Source organism: Rhodococcus sp. W8901 (assembly GCF_013348805.1).
In the GTDB taxonomy this organism is placed as follows: Bacteria; Actinomycetota; Actinomycetes; order Mycobacteriales; family Mycobacteriaceae; genus Prescottella.
Map to the genome: position 1 here is coordinate 5,230,002 of NZ_CP054690.1, position 24,712 is coordinate 5,254,713.

The 24,712-nt window shown below is 71.8% G+C and carries 1 protein-coding gene; it reads right to left on the reverse strand.

Annotation, left to right across the window (positions count from 1 at the left end; all coding sequences use genetic code 11):
- Nucleotides 1-33: 33 nt before the first annotated feature.
- Nucleotides 34-24,573 (reverse strand): non-ribosomal peptide synthase/polyketide synthase, encoded by a 24,540-nt coding sequence (locus tag HUN07_RS24445; protein WP_174913593.1) that lies wholly within the window; start codon nucleotides 24,571-24,573, stop codon nucleotides 34-36.
- Between the last annotated feature and the right edge of the window lie 139 nt (nucleotides 24,574-24,712).

The window sequence follows — 24,712 nt, forward strand, 5'->3', positions numbered from 1 at the left end:
CCGTTCGGTGGCCTACGGTCCCGGTCGAGTCGGTCAGCCCCGCCGCTCGAGATATCGCGCCAGCGCGGGACCGATCACCGCGACCGAGTCCGGTTCGATCATGTCGTTGTGCCCGCAGTCGACGGGGCACTCCTCGATGTCGCCGGTGACGAGTGGCCTCCACTCCCCCGCGGACCGGTCGCCGCCGCCGTCCTGCCCGCGGGCCGCCGGGAACACCAACAGGTCTCCGTCGAACACACCGGGCACGAATCGGTGCACCAGCAGCCGCGAGTTGGCGTATCCGTCGTTGATCCGTTCGAGGTGATCGGCGGTGACAGCATCGGCGGTCCCGAAGTGGGAGTTGAGCATTCGCGCGGCGCCCGCATAGTCGATCGTATGCTCCGAAGCCGGGAGTTCGAAGCCCAGACCGCGCAGCAGGTCAGCCAGATCGAGCCGGCCGAGCAGGGGATCCGAACCGCCGTCGGGATAGGCGTCCATGACCGCCAGCGCCGCGACGGACCTCCCCCGCCGCTGCAGTTCGACGGCCATCGCGTGGGCGATCACGCCGCCCAGCGACCAGCCGAGCAGGTCGTACGGCCCGTCCGGCGCGACGGCGGTCATCTCGTCGACGTACCGCGCGGCCAGCTCCTCGAGCGAGTCGTACTGCGGCCCGCCCGCGATCACCGGCAACTGCAGTCCGAAGACCGGCCGCTCCGACGGCAGGTACTGCACCAGTCCCGTATACCCCCACGACAGCCCGATTCCGGGATGCACGCAGAACAGCGGGCGCCCGGACCCCGTGCCCCGCAGCGGGATCAGGGGGCGAAGGGCGTCGTCCACCCCGCCGGAGGTGGTGTCGGCGATCCGTCCGGCGAGACCCGCCGGCGTCGGATCGAGGAACAGTGCCTGCAACGCGACGGTGGGTCCCAGGCGGGTCCGCAGCTCGGTGACGACCTTCGTCGCGAGCAGCGAGGTCCCGCCGAGATCGAAGAAGCTGTCGTCCAACCCGATCCGCTCGACGCCGAGGACGTCGGCGAACGTGTCCACCACCGCCGTCTCGATCGGGCCGCTCGGCTCGCGGAACACCGTCGCCGGCGACATGAACTGGGGCGGCGGCAGCGCGGTGCGGTCGAGTTTGCCCGTCGGTGTCAGTGGGATCCGGTCGAGGACGGTCACCGCCGCGGGAACCATGTGCGCGGGCAGGTGACGCCCCACGTCGCGGCGCAGATCGTCGGCGTCGACGTGGGCGTTCTCGGCCGGGCGCACGTACGAGCACAGCAGTGTGTTGCCGGCCGGTCCGGGACGCGCGAGCGTGACGGCGAATCCGACGTTCGGCTGCGCAGTGAGCACCGCGTCGACCTCGCCCGGCTCGATCCGGAAGCCGCGGACCTTGACCTGGAAGTCGCTGCGCCCGATGTACTCGAGGGTGCCGTCCCCGCGCCATCGGACGAGATCGCCGGTGCGGTAGATGCGCCCGCCGCTCCGACCGAACGGGTCGGCGACGAAGCGGCCGGCCGTGAGCCCGGGCCGCCGGTGGTAACCGCGGGCCAGCGCGGAGCCGGCGATGTACAACTCGCCGACGACCCCGCGCGGGACCGGGTGCAGACGCGGGTCGAGGACCAGTTCGGTGACACCGCGGATCGGACCGCCGAACGTGACCGGCTCGCCCGGCCGCATCCGTGCGCTGATGTTCGCCATGATCGTGGTCTCGGTGGGGCCGTACGCATTGAGCATCGTGCGTCCCGGAGCCCAGCGCATCACCAACTCCGGCGGGCACGGTTCCCCCGCCACCACGAGCGTCCGCAGACTCTCGAGCCCGACGGGGTCCACCGAGGCCAGCGCGGTCGGCGTGACGAATCCGTGCGTCACCCTATCGGTTTCGAGCAGCGAGGCGAACTCGGTGCCGCCGTACACGTCGGAGGGGACGACGACCATCGTGGCGCCCGCGCTCAGGGCCATCACCGTCTCGAACACCGACGCGTCGAAGCTCGGTGACGCGAAGTGCAGGGTCCGCGCCTGCGGCGTCACGCCCAGTCGTTCCCGCTCCTCGGCCGCCAGGTTGGCCAGCCCCCGGTGCGTGAGCACGACACCCTTCGGCGTGCCGGTCGAGCCCGAGGTGTAGATCAGGTACGCGGGGTGATCGGCACGGAGCGGGTGGATCCGCTCGGTGTCGGAGATCGGTGTGGCCGACTCGGCCGCGACGGCGGCCGCGACCTCGGGATCGTCGAGGACCAACCAGTCGACCGAATCCGGCAGTCGCTCCCGGCACGACCGCACCGTCACACCCACTCCGGCACCGGAATCGGTGAGCATCCGCTCGATGCGCTCCGTCGGGTAGCCCGGGTCCACCGGCACGAACGCCGCACCCGTCCTCGCCACTGCCCACACCGCGAGCACCGACGACACCGAACGTGACAGCCCCAGCGCGACATATGTTTCCGGGCCCGCTCCCATGGCGATCAGGAGCCGGGCCAGCCGATTCGACTCGTCGTCGAGTTGCCGGTACGTCACTTCACGGCCGTCGCACACGACCGCGACGGCGTCGGCGTTTCGCGCCGCGGACTCGAGCAGATCGGCGAGCAGGATCGTCGGCGCATCCGGCCCGCCTCGCGCGGGGGCCAGCCCCGCCAGCTCGTGCGGGTGCAGGATCTCGAGGTCACCGACGGGCCGGCCCGGATCTGCCAGCGCGGTCTCGAGGATCCGCACGAAACGCTCGGCGAAGCCTTGCACGGTGTCGCGGTCGAAGAGATCGGTCGCGAACGCGATGCCCCCGGAGATCCCCGCGGGCGCACCGTCGCCGTCGAGCAGTTCACCGAGCACGAACTCGAGGTCCTCCTTGACCATCCCGGCGCCGATCGACAATCCCTCGAGCGTCAGCCCGGACAGCTCGAGTCGGGCGCTCTCGAGATTCTGGAACTCGAGCGCGACCTGGAACAGCGGTGAGTACGCGGTGGATCGGGCCGGATCGAGCTTCTCGACCACCCGCTCGAACGGCACGTCGGCGTGTGCGAAGGCTCCGAGATCGATGTCCCGGACCGTCGCCAGAAGCTCCGAGAACGATTGCCGTGCAGCGATCCTGGTGCGCAGCGCGAGTGTTCCGACGAACATTCCCACCAGCTCGTCCAGTGCGCGCTCGCCGCGCCCGGCGATGGGGGTGCCCACCACGATGTCATCGGTGTCACCCAACCGGGCGAGCAGCACCGCGAGGGCCGCGTGGATCGTCATGAACAGGCTTGTTCCGTGGTCACGTGCGAAGGTCAGGAGTCGTCGGTGCAGCCCAGGGTCGAGCGCGAACTCCACACGGTCGCCACGGAAGGACTGCTGAATCGGCCGCGGTCGGTCCGTGGGCAGCCCCAGCAGGTCGGGCGCACCGGACAGCGTCTCGGTCCAGTAACCGAGCTGCCGGGACTGGACCGATCCGGGATCGTCCTCGGCGCCCAGAAGTGCCCGCTGCCACAGCGTGTAGTCGGCGTACTGCACCGGCAGCGGATCCCAGTCCGGACCGTGCCCGACGGTGCGTGCGACGTAGGCACGCATCAGATCACGCGCCAACGGCCCCAGCGAGTAGCCGTCGATCACGATGTGGTGCGCCACGAGGACCAGCACGTGCACGTCGGACCCCACCTCGAGCAGCGCCCCCTCCACCGGAACCCGCTCGGTCACATCGAATCCCGTGGACACCATGGCACGGGTGCGGTCCCGCAGTTCGGCCTCGCCCGCGACCACGACCGGGTCGAGAACGACCGCGACCTCGGCGACCGGACGGACATCCTGGATCGGCCCGGCGGCGCCGACCGGGAACCGCGTGCGCAACGACTCGTGCCGCGACAGGACGTCGTCGATCGCCGCTCTCAGCGCGGGCGCGTCGAGGGCACCGGTCAGGCGCACCGCCAGCGGCACGTTGTACGCGGGCGACGACGGGTCGAACTGGTTGATGAACCACATGCGCTGCTGCGCCGCCGACAGCGGGATCTCCGCCGGGCGCGGCGCCACCTCGAGCACCGGGCGACCGGAAGGGCCGGTGTCGGCGTGTTCGATCCGCTCGGCGAGCGCGGCCGCCGTGGGTGCCTCGAACAGCGCCCGCACACCGAGGTCGATGCCGAGGGATTCGTCGAGTCGCGCCACGGCCCGCGTCGCGGACAACGAGTTGCCCCCGATGTCGAAGAAGCTGTCGCCGGTGCCCACCCGGTCGACTCCGAGGACCTCCGCGAACACCGCCGTGATCGCCTCCTCGACGGGATCGGTCGGGGCGCGGAACACCGTGGTGGTGAAACCGAACTCGGGTTCGGGCAGCGCGCGGCGGTCGAGCTTGCCGACCGGGGTGAGCGGGATGTCGTCGAGCACGACGAACGCCGTCGGCACCATGTACTCCGGTACCCGCTCGGCCAGCCGCGCCCGCAGATCGTCGATGTCGATCCGGCGGCCGTCGTGCGCGACGACGTAGCTCACCAGCACCGTGTCGCCGCCCGGCCCGCGGCGGCCGAGGGTGGCCGCGAACCGCACATCGGGATGCCCCGTCAGGACGGCGTCGATCTCGCCCAGCTCGATCCGGAAGCCGCGGACCTTGACCTGGAAGTCGCTGCGCCCGCGATACTCCAGCTTGCCGTCGGCCGTCCACGCACCGATGTCCCCGGTGCGGTACATCCGCTCGCCCGGCGCACCGAACAGGTCGGGCAGGAAGCGGGCCGCCGTCAGTCCCGGGCGCCGATGGTAACCGCGGGCCAGTCCGGGCCCGGCGATGTAGACGTCGCCCGAGACACCGACGGGGACCGGCTGCAGGCGGGAATCGAGCACCGTCTCGGTCACCCCCGCGATGGGCCGGCCCAGGGAATGCGCTGCCTCCTGGTGCGCGACGAACTCCTCACCATTGACGACGATCGTGGTCTCGGTGGGGCCGTAAACGTTCAGGACGCGGCACTGCGGCAGCCAGTCGTCCACCAGTTCCGGGGGCCAGGCCTCGCCGCCGACCAGCACGCACTCGAGGTCGTCGAGCCCGGACGGATCCACCGACGCGAGCGCGGCCGGGGTGATGAACGCGTGCGTCACCCGCTGCTTCCGCAGCACCGCGGTCAGTTCGGATCCGCCGTAGACCGTGCGCGGGACGATCACCATCGTCGCGCCGACCGCGAAACACAGCAGATACTCGAGGACCGAGACGTCGAAGCTGGGCGACGAGAAGTGCAGGGTGCGTGCCTCCGCGGTCACACCGCTGACGTCCCGCTGCGCGTCCGCATAGTTGCCGAGGCCCCGGTGTGTGACGGTGACAGCCTTCGGTCGTCCCGTGGATCCGGACGTGTAGATCAGGTAGGCGGGGCTGTCGAGCCGCAGCGGCGCGGTCCGGTCGGTGTCGGTGACCGGACCGGGGGACGCGTCGGCGCACTCGGCCGCGAACGCCTCGTCGTCGAGGACCAGCCATCGCGGGCCGTCGGGCAGTCGCGCCCGGTGCTTGGTGGTCGTCAGGGCGATGTCGGCGCCCGAGTCGGCGAGCATGGCCGAGACCCGCTCGGCCGGGTAGTCCGGATCGACGGGTACGAACGCGCCGCCCGCACGCGCCACCGCCCACATCGCGACCACCGACTCGATCGATCGCGGTATCCCCAGCACCACCCGCGATTCCGGCCCGACACCGCGGGCGATCAGCGTCCGCGCCAGTCGGCTGGACCACGAATCGAGCTCGCCGTAGGTGACCTCGCGACCGCCGTTGACGAGAGCGGTCACCTCCCGGTCGCGGGCCGCGGCGGCGTCGAGGATCTCGGGGAGCGTGCGGAGTTCGGACCGCGGCCCGCCGCGCACCGGGACCAGGGCGCGACGCTCGACACCGGTCAGGAGGTCGAGGTCCGCGAGCCGTCGCTGCGGATCGTCGGCGAGTTCCGCGAATGCCTGCAGCACCCGCAACAGCCGCGCGGCGATACCGGCCACCGTCGCGCCGTCGACCAGGTCCGGGCGGAACTTCATCGTCACGTGCAGCCGGTCGGGCGCCGACGCGACGACACTCAGCGGGAAGTGTGCGGAATCGCGAGCCTCCACATCGGTCAGCCGCATCCCGTCGAGGTCGGTGTCCGCCGCCACCGCACCACGGGCCGGGTACGACTCGAACACCGTGAGCGTGTCGAAGATCGAGCCCGGGCCGGCGGCGCGCTGGATCTCGGGCAGCCCGACGTGGTGGTGGTCGAGCATCGCCGACTGCGCGGCCTGGACCCGGTCCAGCAGCTCGCCGAGGCGCGCGTACGGATCCAGCCGGACCCGGACCGGAATCGTGTTGATGAACAGCCCGATCATGGTTTCGATGCCCGCGACGTGCGGCGGGCGGCCCGACACCGTGGCCCCGAAGACCACGTCGTCACGTCCGGTGAGCAGCCCCAGCACGATCCCCCACGATGCCTGGACGACGGTGTTCAGCGTGACGCCACGGGCCCTGGTGAGTTCCCGGAGCCGGTCCGACGTCGCGGCGTCGAGTCGGTACGCGAGGTCACGCGACTCGGTGTACGCCTCGGTGGCCGCGGCGCGGCCCGGCAGCAGCAGCGTGGGGTCGTCGACGTCGGCGACGGCGCGCACCCACGCGTCGACCGCGGCATCCCGGTCCTGCCGGGCCAGCCATTGGAGGTAGCCGCGGTGCGGGCGCGGGCGCGGCAACGCGTCGTCGTCGCCGCCCGTCAGGTACAGCGTGACGAGCTCCTCGAGCAGGAGCGGGGTGGACCATCCGTCGAACAGGATGTGGTGATTGGTGAACACCAACCGGTGCGCGCCACCGGGAATGTGCACCAGCATGATTCGCACGAGTGGAGCGACCGTGACGTCGAACGGGGTCGCGCGGTCCTCGTCCAGCAGCTCCGTCAGACGCGTGGCCGCGGCCCGCTCCCCGAGGACGGAGAGGTCGATCTCGCTCCACCGCGCCTCTCCTCCGCTGCCCACCACCTGCACCGCGTCGCCGCTCGGTAGTCGCGTGAAGGCCGTCCGCAGGTTCGGATGGCGGCCCAGCAGCGTCCGGCTCGCGCGGCGCAGACGGGGTCCGTCCACCGCACCCTCGAGGGTCAGGATCAGCTGCACCAGGTACGCGTCCGTGGACTCCTCGGCCAGTTCGGCGTGAAACAGCATGCCGCGCTGCATCGGCGAGAGCGGCCACACGTCGGCCAGGCCCGGGTACCGCTGTTCGAGACGGTCGATCGCCGGTTGCCCCAGTTCCACCAGATCCAGGTCGGACGGGGTCGATCCGCCCGCCCCGGGTGTGCGCGCGTGTGCGGCGAGCGCGTGAGCGGCGCGGCTCCACAATTGCGCCAACCGATCCACCTCGCCCGATGTCAGGACGCCCCGCGGGAAGTCCCACGTCGCGGCCAGGCGAGGTCCGTCCGGTCCAGACAGCGTGACGGCGTTGACGTCGATCGCGAACACCACCGGCAGGTCCGGCGCGACGACGCCACGCAGGCCGGAATCCTCGACGGGAAGCCAGGTTCCGGTGCCGCGATCGGGGGTACCGGTGTCGAACCGGCCGAGGTAGTTGAAGCTGATGTCCGGCAGACGACGCGGCGCGAGTACGGCCGCCGTCGCGTCGTCCAGGTAGCGGAGCATGCCGAACCCGATGCCGTGATCGGGAATTGCCCGCAGCTGCTCCTTGACCGCCTTCACCGCGGCGCCGATGGCATCGCCGCCGCCGGCCGCCCGGTCGATGTCGATCCCGGAGAGGTCGAATCGCACGGGGTACAGCGACGTGAACCAGCCGACGGTCCGGGACAGGTCGGCACCGGGCAACACCTGCTGCTCCCGGCCATGGCCTTCGAGAGCGACGGTGACCGTGTCGCCGTCACCCCCGCGCTCGCGCCGCCACTGGACCAGCGCGAGGGCCAGTGCGGTGAGCAGCCCGTCGTCGACCGATCCGTGGAAGAGATCGGGCACCGCGGTCGTGAGGGCGCGCGTGACGTCGGCCGGCAGTTCCACCTCGACGCGGTCGAGCGTGGACGCGACGTCCACGTGCGGATCCAGGTCGCGACCGACCGGGCACCGCCCGTCGGCAGCGGTCGCCGATCTCCACAGGTCCAGCTCGGACACCCGAGACGGTGCGGCCGCCGCGAGTCCGTCCGCCCACGTCCGCATCGACGTCCCGACCGGTGGCAGAGCCGGATCGGTGCCCGCCGCCACCGCGGAGCAGGCCGCCGCCAGATCCGGGACCAGGACCCGCCACGACACGCCGTCGATCACCAGGTGGTGAGCCACGATCAGCAGCCGCACGCCGTCGGCCGCGGCGAACCGCACGAGCTGGATCATGCTGCCGGACAGCGGGTCCAGTCGATCCGCCGCCGAGTCCAGGGCGGTGCGGGCGGCCTCGGTGAAACCGGCACCGGACACCGTATCGACGGGAACGACCCGAACGATCGCGACGGCGTCGACCGCTCCGGGAGGTCGCACCTCGATCCGCCGGCCGGTACCGGATCGCTCGTCGGGACGCAGCCGGGACCGCAGCATGTCGTGACGGTCGAGGACCGCGTCCATGCCCCGGGCCAGGACGTCGGCTCCGATGTCGGGCGGAATGTCGAGCAGCACCGACTGCGAGTACCGGCCGAAGTCCCCGCCCCGGTCCGCGAGCCAGTGCACGATCGGAGTGGTGACGACGTCGCCGACCCCGGCACCGGGAAGCTCCGGCAGCGGCGGCGGCCCCTCCAGTTCGGCGAACTCCGCCACCTCGGCGAGACCGGCCACGGTGCGCCGTTCGAAGACGTCCCGCGGCGTCAGCGTCACTCCCGCGGACTTGGCGCGGGCCACCAGCTGGATCGACATGATCGAGTCGCCGCCGAGCCCGAAGAAGGAGTCGTCGGCACCCACCGATCCGACGCCGAGGATCTCCGCGAACAACCCTGCGAGAATCCGCTCGACGTCGGTGGCGGGTGCGCGTCCCGCACCCGCGCTCGGTGCCGGAACCGGTAGTGCGGCGCGATCGACCTTGCCGTTCAACGTCATCGGGAACGCGTCGAGCACCGTGATCGCGGCCGGCACCATGTAGGACGGCAGCCGCTGCCCGACCGCCGCGAGCACCTCTTCCTGGTCCACCACGTGGCCGGCTTCGGGCACCACGTACCCGAACAGCCTCAGACCGCCGGCATCCCCGGCACGGCCGAGCACGACGGCCGTCGCCACGCCCGGCACCGCCAGCAACGCCGACTCCACCTCACCCGGCTCCACCCGGAATCCGCGCAGCTGCACCTGGAAGTCCCTGCGCCCCAGGTACTCGAGCGCCCCGGATGCCGTTCGGCGGACCCGGTCGCCCGAGCGGTACATCCGCTGTCCGGCCGCGAACGGGTCGGCGACGAAGCGGGACGCGGTGAGACCGGCACGACCGCGGTAGCCCCGCGCCACCTGCGGACCGGAGACGTACAGTTCGCCGGCGACGCCGGGCGGCACGGGATGCAGGCGATCGTCGAGCACCCGGACGCGGACGCCGGGAAGCCCGACACCGACCGTCGACCCCAGCGGACGCTGCGCCCGGTCGGCGCGCACCGCCGCGGCGTCGATCCGCTGCCAGGTCACGTGCACGCACGTCTCGGTGATGCCGAACATGTTGACCAGGGCGGGGGTCCGGTCGCCGTGGCGCTCGATCCAGTCGGACAGCCGCGCCGCGTCCAGTGCCTCGCCGCCGAACACCACGTGGCGCAGCGCGAGATCGCCCGCGGAATCGGCATCGGCGTCCGCGAGCGGGTAGAAGGCCGACGGGGTCTGGCTGAGCACCGTCACGGACTCGTCCCGCAGCAGTCGCAGCAGCGCGTGCGGGTCGCGCGCGGTGTGGTAGTCCACGACCACCACCCGGCCACCGAATCCGATCGCGCCCCACAGTTCCCACACCGCGAAGTCGAACGCGAACGAGTGGAACATCGTCCACACGTCACCCGGCCCGAGCCCGAGGACGTCCCGGGCACCGGTCAGCAGCGTCGCGACGTTGCGGTGGCTCACCGTCACGCCCTTGGGTCGCCCGGTCGAGCCCGAGGTGTAGATCAGATACGCGGGCGAATCCGGGTGCAGCGGGCGAGTTCGGTCGTCGTCGGTGACGGGCACGGCCGGGTGCCGGTCGATCTCGTCGCGGATGCCGGGCGCGTCGAGGCACACGACCGGGAGGTCGTCGGGCAGCTCGACGTCCACCCGCTCGCGGCGGAACGCCTCGTCCACCACCGCGCACGCGGCCCCGGCGTCCTCGATCACGAACCGGATCCGGTCGGCGGGGTATCCGGGGTCCACGGGGAGGTAGGCTGCGCCGGCGCGCACGATCCCCACCAGGGTCGTGACGAGGTCCGCGGTCCGGCCCATGACGACCGCCACCACCGATTCAGGCCCCACTCCGCGATCGATCAGCCACCGCGCCAGTCGGTTCGAACGCTCGTCGAGTTCCCGGTAGCTGATCCGCTGGGCGGCGGCGACCACCGCGTCGGCGTTGGGCGTGGCGGCCGCGGACGCCGCGAACAGGTCCGCGAGTGTCGTTGCGGCCGCGATCGGCGCCGCGTCCTCGGATGCGGTTCGCGAGGGCGCACCGGTCAGGTCGAGGTCGCCGACCGGTCCCGCCGGGTCGGCCGCGACCGCTGCGAGCAGGCGGGCCGTCAGATCGGCCAGTCCCGCCACCGTCGAGTGGTCGAAGATGTCCGAGGCGTACAGGATTTCACCGGACAGCCTGGCCGCCCCGTCGCCGCCGTCGGAGGTCTCGCCGATCCCGAACTGCAGATCGAACTTCACCTCGCCGGGGTCCACGTCGAGCGCCTCGACGGTGAGACCCGGCAACTGCACTCGTGGTCGATCGACGTTGCGGAACTCGAGCATCACCTGGAACAGCGGCGCGTACGACGTGCTGCGTCCCGCGCCGATGCGTTCGACGAGACGCTCGAACGGCACGTCGGCGTGCGCGAACGCATCGACATCGCCATCGCGGACCACGTCGAGCAGATCCGCGAACGACGCCCCGGGATCGACCTCGGTGCGCAGCGGCAGGGTGTTGACGAACATGCCGACCACATCGTCCAGTTCGGCCTCGCCGCGTCCCGCGACGGGAGTGCCGACCACCACGTCGTGATCGGATCCGATCCGGGACAGCAATGCCACCAGCGCCGCGTGCACCACCATGAACAGGGTCGAATCATGCTGCCGTGCAATGTCGACCAGGCAGCGGTGAATGTCGGGCCCCAACGTGAACGAGACTCGCCCGCCGTGCGTCGACCGGCGCACACCGCGGGGCCGGTCGAGCGGCAACGCCGACACGGGAGGCGCACCGCTGAGCCGCTCGAGCCACCACGACTCCTGCCGGGCGAGCCGCGACTGAGGCTCGTCGGGCGCCCCGAGGACCTCTCGCTGCCACAGGGCATAGTCGGCGTACTGGATCGGCAACCGATCCCACGCCGGTGCCCCGCCCGTCACCCGGGCCGCGTACGCGGTCGCGACGTCGCGGGCCAGCGGCCCGATCGAGAACCCGTCCGCGACGATGTGGTGCACCACCAGGACCAGCACGTGCACGTCGTCCGCCACCCGAAGCAGACTCACTCGGACCGGAACCTGCTCCGCCACATCGAAACCCGCACCCACCAGATCAGCGACCCGGGCCGTCACGTCCTCGGCGGCGACGAGCCGGGGAGTGAGGGTCCCCACCACGTCGTCGGCCGGCACCGTCACCTGCGTCGGCCCCGACGCCGACACCGGGAACACCGTCCGCAGCAGCTCCTGCCGCTCCACGACGTCGACGAGCGCGGACCGCAGCGCGGCCACGTCGAGCGTCCCCGACAGCCGCAACGCCATCGGCACGTTGTACGCGGCGGACGCCGGCTCGAACTGGTTGACGAACCACATCCGCTCCTGTGCCCACGACAGCGGAATCCGTTCGGGCCGTATGCCCGCGCGCAGCGTCCGCCGGTCGTCGGCCGCGGCACTGCCCGCGCGGGCGGCGAGCTGGCCGGCGGTGCCGCATTCGAACAGGTCCCGCACGTCGAGCCCCGAGCCGAGGGACCGGTTGATCCGCGCGACCGCCCGGGTCGCGCTGAGCGAGTTGCCGCCGAGCCCGAAGAAGTTGTCGTCCACACCGACTCGCTCGACGCCGGTGACCTCCGAGAAGACCGCCACCACGTGTTCCTCGGCCGGTGTGCTGGGGGCGCGGAACCGCGTCGCCGCCGACGTGAAGTCGGGTTCGGGGAGGGCGTCGCGATCGAGCTTGCCGACGGGTGTCAGCGGGATCTCGTCGAGGACCACAACAGCGTTCGGCAGCAGATGTCCCGGGAGCCGCTGGGCCGCGAAGTCGGTCAGCGCCGACACGTCGATGTCATCGTCCGTACCGGGCACCACGTACGAGACCAGCAGCGGATCCCCGGCGCTGCGCCGGTGCGCCGCCGTCACCGCGTGTGCCACCGCGGGATGCGCGACGAGGACGGCGTCGATCTCGCCCAGTTCGACGCGGAACCCGCGCACCTTGATCTGGAAGTCGCTGCGGCCCAGATAGTCCAGCGCACCGTCCCGGCGTCGGCGCACGACGTCACCGGTGCGGTACATGCGGGTGCCGGGCGGTCCGAACGGACACGCGACGAACCGTGTCGCGGTCAGTCCCTCCCGGCGGTGGTATCCGCGCGCCGTGCCCGCCCCGGACAGATACAGCTCGCCCGGAACCCCGGCCGGGACCCGGCGCAGGAACCCGTCGAGCACGATGGCGTCGGTACCGCGGACGGGTGTGCCGATGGGAATGTCGGCGCCGGGGACCAGCGGTGCGCTGATCGTGGACAGCACCGTCGATTCCGTCGGTCCGTAACCGTCGAGCATGATCCGCCCCGGAGCCCAGTCCGCGACCAACTCCGGGCCCACCGCATCGCCCGCGACGACCAGCACATCGAGGTGGTCGAGGCGCTCGGGTTCGACGGTCGCCAGGGCCGCCGGCGTGATGCACGCGTGAGTGATCCGCTCGCGGCGCAGCAGGTCGCGGAGCGGGTCGCCGCCGTAGACGTCGGGCGGCGCCACCACGAGCGTCGCCCCCGCCGCGAAGGCCTGCAACATCTCGAGCACGGAGACGTCGAAGCTCGGCGAGCAGATGTGCAGGCACCGCGCGTCGGCGGTGATCGGGTAGCGCGACTGCTGCTCGGCCAGCAGGCTCGCCAGTCCGCGGTGGGTCACGCTCACCCCCTTGGGTCGGCCCGTCGACCCCGACGTGTAGATCAGATAGGCGACGTCGTCCACGAGCATCCGGCGTGAGCGTTCCTCGGCGGAGATCGGTTCCGCGGCAACGCCCTCCGGCGGGTCGTCGAGGACCAGCCACCGCACCGAGTCCGGCAGTTCGGCGCGGTGGGCGCGAACCGTGACACCGATGCTCACCCCGGAGTCGGTGACCATGTGCCCGATACGCGAGCGCGGGTAGGTCGGGTCGACGGCCACGAACGCCGCGCCGGTCTTCGCCACCGCCCACACCGCCAGCACCGATTCCACCGATCGAGGGAGCGCGCACGCCACCACCGCGCCCGGCGACGCCCCGGCACCGATCAACGTGCGCGCCCATCGGTTCGACAGTTCGTCCAGGTCCCGATACGTCAGGCGGCCGTCGCTCGCGTCCACCGCGACGGCGTCCGGCGCGCCGACGGTGCCCGGGACGGCCGCGGTCAGGAGATCCGGCAACAACCGCGGCGGCCGCGGGGGCCCGCCCCGCGCCGGCACCCGCGTCTCCCGCTCCCGACCGGACAGCAGGTCGATGTCCGCCACCGGACGCGCGACGTCGTGGGCGATCGCCGTGAGAGCGAATCGCAGTCGCGCGCCGATGGACTCGGCCTCGGCCGAGGTGACACTGCCCACGCGGTGCTTCAGGGACACCTGGAGGCGCTCGGTCAGACCCACCATCACGGTCAGCGGGTAGTGCGTGGCATCGAGACCCTCCACCCCGACGACGCGCAGGCCCGCGATGTCGGTGCCGTGTTCGAGCGCCGACCGGTCCACCGGATACGACTCGAACACCGTGAGGGTGTCGAACACCGCGCCCGGTCCGGCCGACTGCTGGATGTCGGCGAGTCCGATGTGGTGATGGTCCAGCAGCGCCGACTGCTCGCCCTGCACGCGGGCCAGCAGATCCCCGATGGTTTCACGTGGATCGAGCCTGACGCGCACCGGCACCGTGTTGATGAACAGGCCGATCATGGTCTCGATGCCGGAAACCGACGGGGCACGGCCGGATACGGTGGCACCGAACACGACGTCCGACCGGCCCGTGAGGACGCCGAGCACGAGCGCCCAGGCCACCTGCACGACGGTGTTGACGGTGACACCGCGTTCCCGCGCCGCGTGCGTGAGCGCCGCGGTCTCGGATGCGCTCAGTGCCACCTCGGTCACCGCGACGTCGTCCGTCTGCTGCTCGTCCGCATCGCCCGGGGGGGACGTCAGCACGGTCGGCTCGGTGGCGCCGGTGAGGGCGGCACGCCACGCCTCGACGGACCCGTCCTGGTCCGCCAGCCACACCAGGTAGTCGCGGTACTCGCCGCCGCGCGGCAACACCGACGCATCGGCCTCGGCCGCGTACAGCGTCAGCAACTGCTGCAGCAGAAGCGGGGTCGACCAGCCGTCCAGCAGGATGTGGTGGTGCGTCACGAGCAGCCGGTACCGCCCGGGAGCGAGGCGCACGAGTGCGAACCGCATCAGCGGGGCGCGGTCCATCGGGAACGGAGTCGCCCGGTCCTCGCTCAGCAGCGCCCGCCAGCGATGCTCGCGCGCGGGCTCGTCCAGCCCGGACAGGTCAATCTCGATCCACGGCACCGCGACGTCCGCCGCGATCACCTGGAGCGTCTCACCCGCACCGTCGTCCACGAAGCACGCGCGCAGGTTCGGGTTCCGATCGAACAGTGCGCGGGCCGACGCGAGGAGCCGTTCCCGATCGGGCTCGCCGCGCAGATCCACGACCAGCTGCACCATGTAGGCGTCCAGGGAGTTCCCCGCCATGCGGGCGTGGAACAGCAGCCCGGCCTGCAACGGCGTGAGGGGCCAGACGTCGACCAGCCCGGGACGCTGCGCCTCGAGGGCGTCGATGGAACGCTGGTCGAGGTGGACCAGTGGGAGGTCGGACGGCGTGAGCCCGCCGGCGTCGGGCGATCGTGCGTACTCGGCGAGCGCCCCGAGCGCGTCCCGCCACAGCTGTGCGAGCCGGCGGACGTCGATCTCGGCGAACACCCCCGTCGCGAACGACCACGACGACTGCAACGCGGGACCGCCGGGGCCCGAGCCGATCCCGGCGGAGATGTCGAGCGGCGCCGCCACCGGCATGTTCGGATCCTGCGCACCGCCGAGTCCGTCGCCCTCGACCGGCATCCATATCCGCGATCCGGTGCTGTCCCCGGCGGCGAGCCGGCCGAGGTAGTTGACGACGATCTGCGGCGAGCACCGGAGCCGAGTGCCCGCCTCGCCGTCGAGCTCGGTGAGCAGTCCGTAACCGATGCCGCGGTCTGGGATGGACCGCAGGTGCTCCTTGACGAGTTTGACCGCGCTGCCCGCGGCGGGCCCCCCGCCGAACGCGTCGTCCAGGTCGATCGACGACAGAGCGGGCCGCGCCGGGTGGATCGACGTGAACCAGCCCACCGTGCGACTCAGGTCGACGCCCGGTACGACCGTCTCCTCCCGCCCGTGACCCTCGATGCCGAAGAGGGGATCGATTGCGGCGCGGCCGCGTTCGGTGTTCCATCGGCCCACCGCCATCGCGAGGGCGGCAAGCAGGACGTCGACCGCGGTGCCGTGGATCGCGGCCGGCAGCGCCGTGAGTAACGGGGCGGTGAGGTCGGCGGGGAGGTCGACCGGCAGCACCTCGACCGTCGCATGGACGTCGCGGCCGGGATCCGCGGCACGCCGGCCCAGTGGCGGATCGCCCGCGCCGACGATGCCCTCCCACAACGGAGTCTCCCGGCGTCGGCGCTCCGCGACGGACAACAGTGCGTGGGCCCACCGGCGCATCGACGTGCCCACCGACTCCAGTGCGGGGGTGCGGCCGCTCGCGGCCTGTGCCCACGCGGACGCCAGATCCGGCACGATCACCCGCCAGGACACCCCGTCCACGACGGTGTGGTGCACCACCACCAGCAGCCGGCCGCCACCCGCCGGTCCGTCGAACCACACGACCCCGACCATCCGCCCCGCCCCCGGGTCGAGTCGGTCGGCGGCGGCGGCGAGTGCGGCGCCCGCGAGGCTCCCGAGGGTGTCCCCGTCGGACGACGCCACCGGGATCCGGGTGAACGTGTCCTCCGCGCGGATGCTCCCGATCGGGAGAACCTCCATCCGCCAGCCTGTTTCGTCACCCGAATCACGGGTCAGCCGAGCACGCAGCATGTCGTGACGATCCAGTACCGCCTGCACCGCGTCGACGAGGTCGCTCTCCCGCACGTTCGGCGGCAGGTTCAGCAGCACCGACTGGGAGAACCGGCCGATCCGGTGGCCCGCACGCCGCAGCAGCCACGCGAGGACGGGGGTCAGCGGCACCTCGCCGATCCCCGCGCCGTCGAGTTCCTCGACCGTGTCGGCCTCGGCGCCGCCCCGCGCGGCAGCGACTGCGGCGAGCGCGGCGACCGACCGGTGGTCGAAGACGTCGCGCGGTGTGACCGACAGCCCCGCGGACTTCGCCCGGGCAACCAGCTGGATCGACATGATGCTGTCGCCCCCGAGGGCGAAGAACGAATCCTCCACGCCGACCGCGTCCAGCCCCAGCACGTCGGCGAACAGGCGGGACAGGGTCGCCTCGGTGTCGGTCGCGGGTGCTCGCCCGGTCGACACCTCGGCGCCGAAATCGGGGTCCGGGAGCGCGCCGCGATCGAGTTTGCCGTGCACGGTCATCGGGAGTTCGGGCACCACGGTGATGTGCGCCGGCACCATGTACGACGGCAGCCGCGCGGCGAGCACGTCGTGCAGGTCCGCGGTGTCGATGTCGGCGCCGGCCGCGGGCACCACGTAGGCGATCAGGCGCTCCCCGATCCGCCCCACCCGGCGGACGTCCACGACGGCGTGCCCCACGATCGGCTGTTCGGTCAGGGCGGCCTCGACCTCCCCGGGATCGATCCGATAGCCGCGTAGCTTGATCTGCCGATCCGCGCGTCCCAGGTACATCAGCGAGCCCGAACCGATCCAACGCACCAGATCCCCGGTGCGGTAGAGCCGTTCACCGTCGCGTCCGCTCGGATCGGCCACGAACCGGGACGCGGTGAGCGCGGGGCGTCGGTGGTATCCGCGGGCCAGCGCCGGACCCGCGAGGTACAGCTCGCCCGGCGCGCCCACCGGCACCGGCTGCAGTCGCGGGTCGAGGACCAGCGCGTGGAATCCGGGGGCCGGACCGCCGATCGTCACGGGACCGTCCGGCACCAGGCGATCGCTGATGCTGCCCACGACGGTGGTCTCGGTGGGACCGTACGCGTTGTACATGACGCGGTCCGGTGCCCAGCGCGCGACCACGTCGGTCGGACACACCTCGCCGCCGGCCAGCACGCACCCGAGATCGGTGAGCCCACCCGGGTCGGTGGCCGCCAGCGCCGTCGGGGTCATCAGGCAGTGCGTGACGCGCTCGGCCGCGAGCAGCGTGCGCAGTTCGCCGCCGCCGTACACCGTGGGCGGGGCGATCACCATGGTCGCGCCGGCGCCGACCGCGAGGACCAGTTCGAGGATCGACGCATCGAAACTGGGCGACGCGAGGTGCAGGACGCGGGACGAACACGTCGCCGCGCAACGCGCCTGCAGGTGGGCGGCGAAGTCCACGATCCCCCGGTGGGTGACGGCCACCCCCTTGGGAACTCCGGTGGATCCGGACGTGTAGATCAGATACGCGACATCGTCGAGACGCACCGGCGAGACCCGCTCGGCATCCCCGACGGGCCCGTCCGACCACACCGAGAGGTCGTCGCCGTCGAGCAGCCACCACGGCACGGACCCGGCGAGTTCGGTCCGCACGTCCCGGTCGGTGAGTCCGAGGCGGGCCTGGGAGTCGGCGAGCATCAACGCGATTCGCTCGGGTGGGTGCGCGGGATCCACCGGCAGGAACGCGGCGCCGGTCTTCGCGACCGCCCACAGTGCGATCTGGTAGTCGGGTCCGCGCGGCATGCCGAGCGCCACGACCGAGCCGGGTCCGATACCCGCGCCGATCATCCTGTGGGCCAGCCTGTTCGACCGGCGATCGAGATCGCCGTAGGAGAGGTCGACGCCCCGGTAGCGGATCGCCGGCCGCTCCGGGTCGGGCGCGGCGGCCGTCGCGAGCAGCGCGGCGAGCGTCCGCGGCACGGCGCCGGGCGAGCCGCGGACCGGTGCCAGCGCGGCGCGTTCGGACGGATCGAGGATGTCGATGTCCCCGACGATCACGTCGGCCGAGGTCGCCGCGGCCCGCAGGATCCGCACCAGCCGGTCGGCCAGGCCGCGGACCGTCTCGACGTCGAACACGTCGGTCGCGAAGACGAACCCGGCCGACATGCCCGCGGGATCGCCGACCGGGTCGAACTCCTCCGCCACGCTCAGCTGGAGATCGAAGTTGGCGACCTCGTCGCCGTGATCGAGCGCGCGGACCCGCAGCCCGGGCAGTTCGACGTCCGGGCGCGCGATGGTCCGGAACTCGAGCATCACCTGGAACAGCGGGGAATGCGCGGTGGACCGCGGCGGGTCGATCGCCTCGACCACCCGCTCGAAGGGGGTGTCGCCGTGCATGAACGCGCTCAGGTCGGCCTCCCGGACCCGGCGCAACAGTTCCGCGAACGAACAACTCCCGCCGACGTCGCAGCGCAGGACGAGGGTGTTGACGAACATGCCGACCATGTCGTCCAGTGCCGCCGCGCCACGGCCCGCGATGGGCGTGCCGACGGCGATGTCGTCGGTCCCGCCGACCCGCGCCAGCAGCGTGGCCAGCGCCGCGTGCATCACCATGAACACGCTCGAATCGTGTTCGCGGGCGAGTTCGACGATGCGCCCGTGCAGATCGGCCGGGAGCTCGAGCTCGACGCGGCCGCCCTGCTGGGACCGCACGTCGGGTCGGGGCCGATCGCACGGCAGGTCCAGCACGGCCGGCAGGCCCGCCAAGGTCGTGGTCCAGTAGTCCAGCTGGCGGGCGAGCGGCGAGTCCGGGTCGTCGGCGTCGCCCAACCAGTCCGATTGCCACAACGCGTAGTCCGCGTACTGCACGTCGAGCGGCATCCACGACGGTGTGCCCGTGGAGATCCGGGCCGCGTAGGCCGCCGCGAGATCCCGCGCGAGCACCCCGAGCGAGAACCCGTCGGACAGGATGTGATGCAGGACCACGGTGAGCACATGCTCGGAGTCGCCGATCCGGAACAGACCGGCGCGCAGCGGCGTCCGCACCGTGACGTCGAACCCCCGCGACATCACCGCACGCATCCGCCGCCGGAGATCGTCCTCGTCGCCCACGTCCTCGCTGTCGACCGCGAGATCCAGCCGGTCGACGGGTAACACCTCCTGGCGCGGACCGGCGTCGTCGAGCGGATAGATCGTCCGCAGCGACTCGTGCCGCGCTACCACGTCACCGATCGCCGCGACGAGCGCATCGCGGTCGAGCGCCCCGGACAGTTGCAGGGAGAGCGAGATATTGTACGCCGGCGAGTCCGTGTCGAACTGGTTGACGAACCAGATCCGCTGCTGGGCCGGCGAGAGTGGAATACGCGCGGGCCGCGGCCGGGCGACGAGCGGTGGGCGGGTCCGCGGGCCCGCCGTCGCATCGGTCTCGCGGGCCCGGCGTGCCAGCCCCGCGACGGTGGGCGCGTCGAACACGTCCCGGATGCCGAGGTCGGCGCCCGTCGCGTCACCGACGCGCGCCGCCAACTGCGCGGCCACCAGCGAATTGCCGCCGAGTGCGAAGAAGTCGTCGTCGACACCGACCCACTCGAGTCCCAGCAGGGCGCCGACCGCCGACGCGACGGCCTCCTCGACGGGATCACGGGGCGCGATGCGCGTGCGCTCGGCGTCCTCGGGTGCGGGTAGCGCCGCGCGGTCGAGCTTGCCGTGGGCCGTGGTCGGCAGCCGGTCCAGGACGGTGACCACCGACGGCACCATGTAGCCCGGGAGCGATCGCGCCGCAGCATCTTTCACCGCGACCGGATCGATCGGCGCCCCGTCCGACGGCACCACGTACCCGAGGATCCGGATGCCGGCCGGACCGTCGTCTGCGATCGCGACGGCGGAGCCGACCCCCGGCACCGCGGCCAGCACCGACTCCACCTCGCCCAGTTCCACCCGGTACCCGCGCACCTGCACCTGGGCGTCGGCTCGTCCGGCGAATCGCAGCGTGCCGTCGGTAGTCCAGGTGCCCAGGTCGCCCGTCCGATACATCAGGGTCCCGGCCGCGAACGGATCCGGCACGAACCGGCCCGCGGTCAGCCCCGGGCGGTCGAGGTAGCCGCGCGACAGTTGGGCACCGGCCACGTACAGTTCGCCGACGATGCCGGGCGGCAGGGGGTGCAGGCGCCCGTCGAGCACCCGAACCGCCATCCCGGGCAGCGGGTATCCGATCGAGCCCGGGATCCCGTGTGTGGCCGAATCGGCGGAGACCGGGACGTGGGTGACGTGCACGCACGTCTCGGTGATCCCGTACATGTTCGACAGCCGCGGAGTGACGTCGCCGCGGCGCTCGAACCACGCCGACAGCTGAGACGGATCCAACACCTCACCACCGAAGATCACCTGCCGCAGCCGCAGCGCCCGCTCCCCGTCGCCCGACCCCCGGTCCGCGTCGATCAGCTGACGGAAGGCGCCGGGAGTCTGGTTCAGGATCGTCACCGCCTCGTCCCGCAACAGCGCGAGGAAGTCGCGGGGGGACCGGGCCGTGTCGCGGTCGACCACCACGACGGTCGCGCCGTGCAGCAGCGCGCCCCACAGTTCCCACACCGCGAAATCGAAAGCGTACGAATGGAACATCGTCCATACGTCGGTCGCGTCGAAGCCGAAGAGCGGCTGCGTACGCTCGAGCAGCGTGACCACGCTACGGTGCGGGACCGCGACGCCCTTGGGCCGGCCCGTCGAGCCGGACGTGTAGATCACGTACACGGTCGCGTCGGGCCGCAGTGGCGCGGTGCGGTCGGAGTCGGTGACCGGGTCCGGCGACATCTCGGCGACCCCGGTGCGAACCGAGGCGTCGTCGAGATCCACGAGCGGGACGTCGACCGGCACCGACGACAGCCGCCGGGCACCGGCGAAGTCGACGAGGACGCACGCCGGGCGGGCGTCGGCGAGCAGGAACGCGATGCGCTCGTCGGGGTAGTCGACGTCCACGGGCACGTAGGCGGCCCCCGCGCCGACGACCGCGGCGAGAACCACGGGTAAGTCCACCGACCGCGTCATCGCGACGGCCACCCGGGTCTCCGGTCCGACCCCGCGCTCGATCAGCCAGCGGGACAACCGGTTCGCGCGTTCGGACAGCTCCCGGTACGTCAGCCGTGTCGGACCCGCGACGACGGCGACCGCAGCCGGATCCGCCGCGGCCGCCCGAGCCAGCAGGTCCGGCAGCGTCGCGGCGACGCCGAGCACGTCCGGTGGCAGCGCGGACAGCGCGCGTTGGGATTCGTCGGCGATCTCGAGGTCGCCGACGACCGCGTCACCGTTCGCGGCGACCGTCACGAGGATGCGCTGCAGGCGCTCGGCGAAGCCCGCGATCGTCTCGCGATCGAACAGGTCGCATGCGAAATGCAATGCGGCCGACAGGCCCTGCGGATGCCCACCCTCGTCGACATACTCCCGCACGCTCAGCTGCAGTTCGAACTTCGCGACGCCGGTGTCCACCTCCCGCACGTCGGCGAGGACGCCCGGCAGCTCCACCGCCGTCGTCTCGGGATTCTGCAGTTCGAGCATCACCTGGACGAGCGGCGCGTGCGCCGGCGAGCGGTCGGTCGCCAGTTCCTCGACGAGCCGCTCGAACGGAAGCTCCGCGTGGGCGAGCGCACCCAGATCGGTGTCGCGGACGTGCGCCAGCACCTCGACGAACGTGGACGCGGGATCGACGTCGCTGCGCAGGACGAGAGTGTTGACGAACATGCCGACCAGGTCGTCGAGTTCGGCGGCGGCGCGTCCGGCCACGGGGGTGCCGATCGCGACGTCACGACCGGCGCCGAGGCGCGAGAGCAGCACCGCGAAGGCGGCATGGAGCACCATGAACAGCGTGCAGTCGCGTTCGCGGCCCAGCTCGAGCAGCCGCAGGTGCGTGTCCGGGGCGATCTCGAACGTGACCGCCCCGCCCGCTGTCGACACCGTCGGTGGGCGCGGACGGTCGTGCGGCAGTGCGATCGCGGGGGGCAGGTCCGCCAACCGGGCCGTCCAGAACCGCAGTTGTCGGGCTGCGATCGAGTCGTGGTCGCACTCGTCGCCGAGCATCTCCCGTTGCCACAGGGCGTAGTCGGCGTATTGGACCGGCAGCGAGGTCCAGGTCGGCGGCCCGCCGGACCGACGTGCGCCGTACGCGACCATCACGTCGCGCGCCAGCGGCAGCACCGACTGCCCGTCCGCCGCGATGTGGTGGACGACCACCGCCAGGACGTACTCGTCCGCTCCGATCCGGAACAGCCGGATGCGCAGCGGAAGCTGTTCGCGCACATCGAACCCCACGACGGCATCCGCCCGGATGGCGTCCCACACGTCGTCGCGTCCCGCCGCGATCGGGGTCACGTCCGCCGCGGCGGACTCGGCGGGCACGATCACCTGGTGCGGGCCGCCGACGTCCGCCGGGAACAACGTGCGCAACGCCTCGTGGCGCTCGACGACGTCGGCGATCGCGGCACGCAGGGCCGCGGTGTCGAGCTCCCCGGTCAACGTCACCGCGAACGCGATGTTGTAGACCGGCGAATCGGTGTCGAGCTGGTTGACGAACCACATCCGCTGCTGCGCCGGCGAGAGCGGCAGCCGATCCGGTCGATCACCGCGGGCAGGTACCGGCACCGGCACCGGACCGGTCGGCGATCCGTCCGGTCCGACCAGCGTGCCGACGTGTTGCGCGAGGCGGCGCGCCGTGGGCATCTCGAACAGGTCCCGCACCGTCAGCGTCGCATGCAGCGCCGCGTTCAGGCGGGCCACCACCTTCGTGGCCACCAGCGAGTCGCCGCCGAGATCGAAGAAGCTGTCCTCGGGAAGGACCGGTCGGGGTGTCCCCAGGACCACGGTGAACACGTCCGCGATCACCTGTGTGGTCCGGCCGTCGGCGGCCTGCGGGGACGGGCCGGGCACTTCGGTTTCCGTGTCGAGGATCGGCGACGGAGCGGACGCCTCCGCCACGGGGGACGGCACCGCGGCGACGTGCACGTCCGTGACGGGCGACCGCAGGTCGGTGGCGACGAACTGCTCGAGGAACTCCAGGAAGCGTCGGTGGTAGGACGCCTCGACCTCCTCCGGGTACCGGTGCGGGTTCGCCCGGAAGTCGACGAAAGTTCGGACCGGCGTTCCGGATTGGTAGACGTTGACCAGCAGGTCGTCCACCGGCCCGGACGTGATGATGTGGAACTCGGTCGCGAGCGGACCCATCACGATCTCGGGATGGAAGAACATGACGTTGACGATCGGCGCCGCGACGTCGCCACCGCGGTCGCGCTGGATGTCGGCGCGGCTGCAACGCTGATGACGCAGTGCCGCAACCATTTCGAGCTGCACTCGATCGGCGAGGTCACCGATCGTGTCGTCGTCGCGGATCTCGACCGGAAGCGGCAACAGGTTGACGGTCATCCCGCCCGACCGCCGCAGCACGGCGGTGGTGCGGGCGGAGACCGGGATGTTCACGACCACGTCGCGGCGGCCCGTCGTCCGGCTCAGGAAACACGCGAAGGCGGCGACGATCCGAGCCGCCGCGGACGCGTCGGACCCCTGCGGTGCCGCCGTCCGTTCGAGTCGCCGCATCGTCGCATCGGACAATGCTGCAGTCGCGAGCCGACTTTCGGCCACCGCGGGCGCGCCCGAACCGATGAGCGCCACGCCGCGCACGCCGTCGAGCCGGTGCGCCCAGTACGCGCGATCGGTGTCGTGACGGCCCGACGCCCGGTAGCGTTCGTCGATCTCGTGAAGGGTGTGCAGGTCGACCGCGGCGGGCGGATCCGGCTCGCGCCCCTCCACCGCCGCCGTATAGAGGTGAGCGATGCGGTAGAGCATGGTCGCAGCGCCGTAACCGTCGAGCGCGATGTGATGACTTCTGCTGTACCACAGGAAATGTCGGTCACCCACCCGCAGGATCACAGTCTGGACGAGGCGGTCGACCGACAGGTCGAGCGGTGTCGCCACCTCTCGCTGCATCCACGCGTGCGCGGACGCGACCGGGTCGGCCTCGGCGCGCAGGTCCATCAGCGTGATCGACGTGTCCCGCGCCGGGTCGACGTACTGCACGGGCTCGCCGTCGACGGTGACGACGCACAGGAACGGTGACTGGAACTCCCGGGCCGCGCGAACGTTCGCCGCGCGCAGCACGTCGATGTCGAGCGGGCCGTCGATCTCCACGTACTGCGCGATGAACAGCGGGACGTCGGGCACGAGCTGCTGCGCGAACCACAGGGCACGCTGTGCCTCCGACAGTGGAAATCGGTCAGGGAACCGATCGCCGGACCGGCCGGCGGGGCGCGCCGGGCCCGATCGTGAGGTAGCGCTCGACTCAGTGCGGGGTTCTGGGTGAGGTTCAGCAGAATCCACGTATCGCCCCCAAGAGAGGTTGGTTCGCCGCGGCGGCTCGCGCCGTCGTCGTCGAACAAACACTCCCTAGGGCGGAAGCCGTCCCACGACGGGCAGCGCCTATGTGCAGTATCCGCCCGCCGCGTGGCTGCGGTCCAGA